This is a genomic window from uncultured Corynebacterium sp. (genome assembly GCF_902782855.1).
Classification (GTDB): domain Bacteria; phylum Actinomycetota; class Actinomycetes; order Mycobacteriales; family Mycobacteriaceae; genus Corynebacterium.
In genome coordinates this window covers 1-6864 of record NZ_CACZOO010000260.1, presented here as the reverse complement: position 1 = coordinate 6864, position 6864 = coordinate 1, and the positions used below count along the sequence as shown (strand labels likewise).

Annotated in this window: 2 protein-coding genes; both read right to left on the bottom strand. The window is 71.5% G+C overall.

Annotation, left to right across the window (positions count from 1 at the left end; translation table 11 throughout):
• Positions 1-514: 514 nt before the first annotated feature.
• A complete protein-coding gene (locus tag QZV72_RS10525) occupies positions 515-5614 on the bottom strand; it encodes a DEAD/DEAH box helicase (RefSeq protein WP_297008282.1) in 5100 nt (1699 codons plus the stop codon).
• Between the two features lie 70 nt (positions 5615-5684).
• On the bottom strand, positions 5685-6864 hold a 1180-nt coding region (gene aztD / locus QZV72_RS10520), incomplete at its 5' end, for a zinc metallochaperone AztD (protein WP_297008280.1).

Here is a 6864-nt window from a genome sequence, read left to right as displayed (position 1 = left end):
GTGCCTGCCAGAGGTGCCTGCCAGAGGTGCTTGTCAGACGGTGCCTGTCAGAGGGGCTTGTCAGAGGTGCCTGTCAGAGGCGACGGGCGCGGTGCGAAGAGCCGCCGTCTGTGTTTCCCTGTCCGCCAGGGGATGCAACGCGGAGCGGATGACCCCGCCCGGCCGAGCGTTACCGTCCCGGACTCCACGTCAGCGGCGAGGACGTCCGTGAAGCGGTCGTCGAGGCTGATCAAGGTGTGCTGCGCCATGATCGCAGAGCTGCCGAACACCGGTACCGTCAGATCCCTTCGTCCACACCCGGTCCCTCCTCCGGGGTCACGGGTTGTGGGCACCACCACAGGATGCCGCCCCCCCTGACACGGTAACCGTTGACGACCGCCAAGGATCGCGGTCCCCCGCTCCAGGTTGACCGCCCCACGGTGGTTCAGCAGGCCCAGACCACCCCACGGTGGTCGACCTCTGGCCGGGACAGATGCAGTTCCGTCCGGCGGGGAGGGCGGTGGCGTCACCGCACTCACCTCACCACCAGGCCCTTCGGGGTGAACCGGGCACCGGCGTCCGTCCATGCCCGCCGCATCGACGCGGAAACAGCGGTGACCTCCACGCCGTTGAGCTTCTCCACCGTCACCGGGGACAACCGGCCGGCGTGCACCAGGTCCGACAGAGCGGTGACGACCGCCTGTACATCGGCAGGATCAACGGCGTCAGGGGCGACCCCGGCACTGCCCGGGATTCCTCCGTCGCCGTCACCGAATGTCGGCCGGGAGAACAGCAGCGCACTGCGTCCGCCGCGGGTGAGGTGGGCGAGGAGACGGCCGCCGGCGATGACGACGAGTGCCCCGGCACCGCGGGTCGGACGGCCGACACCGCCGGCGGTATCACCACCGGTCCCGTGGATCTCCGGCCACGGCACCGCCGCGCCGAAGGGGTTCGCCGGGTCGGACGCCGCCAGCACCACCGGGGTGCACCCCCCGGCACCGTTCACGGGGGCGGCGTCCTCCTCGATCTCGCGGAGCCGGTCGATGACCTCACGCGACGCGAACTGTGCGCCGCCGAGCCCGTCGACGACGTAACCGCGCAGCACCGTGCCGTTGTCCTCCCAGGCGGTGAGCATCCGGTACACCGCCGCGAACCCGCCCTCAGCATGCTCCGCCATGACCGATCCACGGGTGACCACGGCGTACCTGTCGAGCCACGCCTCACCCCGGGCGATCGCCCGGTCGGTTGCCGCACCACCGGCCGCGGGCACCAGTGACCAGCGTCCGGGCACCCCGGCATGGGCGTTCATCGCCGCCCGGCGCGTCCGCACCTCCTCGGACCTCACTGTCTGGGCGAAGGTGGTGCGCCCCATGCGTAGTCGTGCCGTAGAACCCCGGCCGCGTCCACGCCGCGGCGCCTTGTGAGCGCCCTTCGCCGACGCTGCGGACGCCCCGGCCCGACTGCCGGCCACATCGGTGATCCCGGTGCCCGCCAGCCTGGCGCGGACCGCGGCGAAGGAGTCTGGCATGAGGACGCCGGCGTCGAAGAGTTCACGGATGGCGGCGTCCACCACATCATGCGACGGTGCGGACCCCGGTGCCGACAACGGTGCGGACAACGCGGTGTCTCCCCTTCCCTCGCCGAGCGCCCGACCGATCTCCGCGGCGAGGAAGGCACCTCCCCCGGCGACCCGGTCACGGATCAGTTGCGCCACCGGCCCCAACGGTGTGTCGGAGGCCTCCGGAGCAGCCACCAGCAGTGGCGCCAGATCCGCAGGCAGCAGCATGACCAGCGGATCCGTCGGCGATGCTGCTCCGGCTCCGACGACCACGACCTCACCGGAGGCCATGAGATCGTCGAGGTCCGCCGGCGTGTAAGCGGGGATCCGCGCGGGCAGCACCACAGTCTCCCAGGCGCTCGCCGGCAGTGCGACACCCGCCAGTTGCTCGATGACGGACGCCAGATCCTCCCGCTCCCCCTCCCCCAGCCCGTGCCAGGATTCCAGGAAGGAGACGTAGGTCTGCCTGCTCACCGGCTCGAGTGCGCCGCGGGCCTTCGCCAGGGTCGCGGCACGCAGCCTGCGTAGGACGCCCGTATCGACGTACCGTGCCCCGCCACTTCCACCGTCCGTCACACCGTCCGTCACACCGTCCGTCACACCGTCCGTCACACCGACCGTCACACCGACCGTCACAGTGTCCAGCCGTCGACCGCTGACCCACCGCTTCGCCAACGCGTCCGAGGTCGCCACACCCAGCCCGAACTCCGTCGCGACCTCGGCAGCGGTGAACGGCCCGTGTGTCCTCGCCCAGCGCAGCAGCAGCTGGTCCACCGCGTCCGGCACGGTCTCCACCGGCGCCCCCACTCCAGGCGGGACCGGGATGCCGAGGCCGTCGCGGAGCAACGCGGCATCCTCGGCCACCGCCCACCGCAGCACCCCGCCGACCTTCACCTCGCAGACACGTCGCGGGATCATCGCCCGGACCTCGTCGAGGACTCCGGCGACCCCACCGGCGACCGCAGGGTCGATCCGGCGGGAGACCTCCCCGGGCGCCACCGGCCCCAGGGCGCGCAGCAGGTCGACGACCTGCTCGGCCGAGCGTGCCTGCCGGCCGGACGCCAGCCACTGCAGGGACGCGACGATCTCCGCGACCACCGTGTCATCGAGCTCCAGCCCCTGCCCACGGGCACCCAGCACCGCGGCGAGCAGGGCGGGGTCTACCGACAGGGCGGCGGCCCGCTCGGCGGAGTCCCCTTCGTAGAGGAACGCCCCGGTGTAGCTGAACAACAGGGACTCGGCGAACGCGGACGGCGCGTCGGTGGTGATCTCGGCGACGCGCATCCGTCGCGACCCGACTGCCGCGACAATCCGCTCCAGGGCGGGCAGGTCGTAGACGTCCCGGAGGCACTCACGCATCGTCTCGACCATCACCGGGAACTCCGGGTGCGGACGCGCCACATCGAGCAGCTGACTCGCCCGCTGCCGCTGCTGCCACAGTGGTTGACGCTTTCCCGGGTTGCGGCGGGGCAGCAGCAGGGCGCGTGCCGCGCACTCCCGGAACCGGCCGGCGAACAGGGCCGAGGAACCAACGGCATCGGTCACCTCGGCGACGACCGGGGCGACGACCGGGGCGACGACCGGGGCGGCGTCTGAGGTGTCGACCCGGCCCGCGTCCCCGCCGGTGAGCAGCTCCACCCCCGGAGCGTCCTCGGTGTAGGGCAGCCGCAGCACGATGCCGTCGTCCCCGGCGACCGCCATCGCGTCGATCCCGGATCTCCGGGTCAGGGCGGCACCGATCGCCAGCGCCCACGGAGCATTGACCGACCGACCCCACGGTGAGTGGATGACGACACGCCAGTCCCCGACCTCGTCGTGGAACCGTTCGATGAGCACTGTCCGCTCGTCCGGGATGATCTGCGTCGCCTCCCGTTGCCCGGTGTAGAACCTGTCGAGGTTGGCCCGCGTGTTCCCGTCGAGGAAGGACGCCTCCCTCAGGTCACCGTCCCCGCCGGTCCCCCACGCCCGGCGCGCCGCACCGATGACCGGTCCGAGCTCTGCGGGTCGACCCTCGGCGTCCCCCACCCAGAACGGCAGCCGGCCGGTGTGCCCGGCCGCCGGTGTGACGATCACCTGGTCGCGGGTGATCTCGGCGATCCGCCAGGAGGACGCACCCAGGGTGAACACGTCCCCCACCCGGGACTCGTAGACCATCTCCTCGTCGAGTTCACCGACCCGCCGTCCGCCGGCGTTGTTCCCGTCGGCGGGCAGGAAGACACCGAACAGTCCACGGTCGGGGATAGTTCCGCCGCTGGTCACGGCGATGCGCCGGGCCCCGGGTCGAGCGGTGAGGGTGCCGGCGGTGGCGTCGTAGACGACCCTGGGGCGCAGCTCCGCGAAGTCGGTGGAGGGGTAGCGGCCACTGACCAGCTCGATGACCCCGTCGAAGGCCTCACGGGGCAGTGCGGCGTAGGGGTGGGCGCGCCGCACGGTGCGGAACCACTCCTCCACGTCCACCGGCTCACCGCCGGTCGACTCCGCCTGCGCGGCGCGCGCGACGGTCTGCTGGGCGAGCACGTCGAGGGCGTTGGTGACCACGTGCAGTGGTTCGAGGTCCCCGGCGAGCATCCGGTCGACGATGACGGTCGCCGCCTCGGCGTCCGCCCGGTGCAGGGGGTAGACGGTGGCCCTGGACACCGCGCCGACGGCGTGCCCGGCACGCCCGGCACGCTGCACCGCCGAGGAGACGCTCGGCGGGGCCCCGACCTGGATGACATGGTCGACCAGTCCCATGTCGATGCCAAGTTCCAGTGACGAGGTCGCCACCACGCAGCGCAGCGAGCCCTCCTTGAGCGCCTGCTCGATGTCGGCGCGTTCGTCCTTCGACACCGAGCCGTGGTGGGCGCGGGCGATGACGGCCGGGGCGCCCGTCACCGCGGCGGACTGGGCCATGAGCTGGGCGGGGTCACGCCGGGTCGGCGCGGCGAGGGACTCCGGGTCGTGTTCGGTGGCCCAGAGTTCGTTGAGCGCGCCGGTGAGGCGTTCGGCGGTGCGCCGGGCGTTGACGAAGACGAGGGTGGAACGGTCGGCCATCACCTGCTCGTAGATGGCGCGCTGCACGTGCGGCCACACGGACCTCTGCTGCGGCAGGGCCGATTCGCGGTCCACGCCCGAGGCGACGCGGCGTCCCGATCCCGGGTCGGTGACCCCGCCGACACCCTCGCCGATCAGTGTCGGACCGACGAGCGCATCGTCGAGGGGGATGCCGGGGCCAGCCCCGTTCTCGGCCCCGTTCTCGTCCTCGTCCGCGTCCCCGTCCGCGTCCCCGGTGACGGGCGGCTCCACCTCCGGCGGTTCACGGAAATCCGGGACCACCGAGCGGACCTTCACGTCCCAGAGCTTGTGCGCCGGTGGGTTGACCACGGTCACCGGCCGGTCACCGCCGAGGAAGGATGCCACGGTCTCCACCGGATTCACCGTCGCCGACAGACCGATACGCTGCACCGCCCCACCGTGGTCCGCGACCAGGGCATCGAGGCGTTCCAGGCTGAGCGCGAGGTGCGCCCCGCGTTTGGTGCCGGCAACGGCGTGGACCTCGTCGATGATGACCGTGTCCACGTCCACCAGTGTCCCGGCGGCCTTGGAGGTCAGCATGAGGTACAGCGACTCGGGCGTGGTGATGAGGACGTCGGGCGGGGTGCGCAGCAGCTTCGCGCGTTCACTCTGCGGGGTGTCCCCGCTGCGGACGCCGACGGTCACCGGGGCGATGTCGGTGTCCGTCGCCGCGGCGGTCCGGGCGATCCCGGCCAGCGGGACGCGCAGGTTGCGCTCCACGTCCACGCCGAGGGCCTTGAGCGGGGAAATGTAGAGGACCCGGGTGCCCCGGTGCGCCTCGCCCGCCGCCCCTCCCTCCAGCATCAGACCGGCGGAGGTCAGCCGTGACAGCGCCCACAGGAACGCGGCGAGGGTCTTGCCCGATCCTGTCGGGGCGACGACCAGGGCGTGCTCGCCACGGCTGACGGCGTCCCACGCCTGCGACTGCACGACCGTCGGTTCGACGAAGACCTCACGGAACCAGGACGCCACGGGCGCGAAGAAGCGGTCGAGCGGGTCCGCGGCACCGGCACTGTCAGTCATACCCACCAGTCAACCACGCGGACCGGAGCGTGCCGTCCGCGGTTCACGGACCGTCCGCGGATGACGGGGCCTACCCTGTGACGCCGGTGAGCTCGTTCGGCGTCTGGGGCAGTTCGGCGGTCTTCAGGATCTTGCCGGTAGACAGGTCCACGACGTGCAGTTCCCTCGTGTCCGGCTCGCTGACGTAGGCACGGTCACCCTGGACGAACAGGGTGGGGCGGGCGTCCTGCCATTCGACCGGCTCCTCCCACTCGTCGATGACGTCCCAGGCGGCGGTCTCCTCGCCGGACGCCGGGTCGAGGACGTGCAGCCTACCGTCGGTGCCGAGCACCAGAGCCTCACCGGCGGGGCCGCGTCCCAGGGAACGGAAGCTGTAGGAGGTGCCCAGGTCGACGACCTTCGTGGTGTTCGTCACCGTGTCCGTCAGGGTGATTTTCCTGGGGCGCTCGAGTTCGGCGTCCTCATCGGTCTTGTAGTCACCGAGGACGACGGTGGACTCCTCCGACCCCGCCTGGTTTCCGGTGCGGGCGTACTTCTCGGTCGCCCGGATCTTGGTGAACCCGCCGTCCTTGTAGACCAGCAGCCCGTCCTCGCAGCCGAAGGCTGCGGCCTCACCCTGCGCTGCGGCTTCCCCGTGGACGCCGGGGCACTCGGTGCTCCTGGCGGTCTCCTGACCGTCCGCGTCGACGGCAACGACAGTGTCGCGGTACTCCTCGGTCCCCTCGGTGTGCACCAGGGTGCCGTCGGACATCTCGATGGCGACACCGTGGTGCGGCCCGGTCTCGGTGACGGTCGGTTCGGGGGCGTCACCCTCACCGGTCGTCTCGAGGAAGGACGCGCTGTCGAAGACCTGGATCTTGCCGTCGCCGTCGCTGAACAGGATGGTCTTCCCGTCGTGGCGGACGACGTGGCCGGGCTTGTCCACGCTGTAGACGACGTCGGTGAGCGCCGGGTCGGTGGCGTAACTGTGGGAGTGGTCGCCGTGAGGCTCGGTCCACACACCGGCGTCGAAGAGCTGGAATCCCCTGGAGGTGGAGACCAGCGCGTGACGTCCGTCGCCCACCGGGTTGAGTCGGTTGAACCCCTCGATCTTCTCGTCGGCGATGACGTCCAGGGTGTTGGCATCCAGGGTCAGGATGCCACCGTCGTAGGTGGTGAGGATGCGGGGCTGCGCGACCTCGACGACCTCGGGCTCGGCGGCGTGGTCGTGTTCCCCGGTGGCGGAGGCTGCAGTGGAGGTGCCGGCGGCG

Coding starts and splice junctions, on each gene's coding strand:
- QZV72_RS10525 (WP_297008282.1), bottom strand. CDS start 5,614: ATGACTGACAGTGCCGGTGCCGCGGACCCGCTCGACCGCTTCTTCGCG.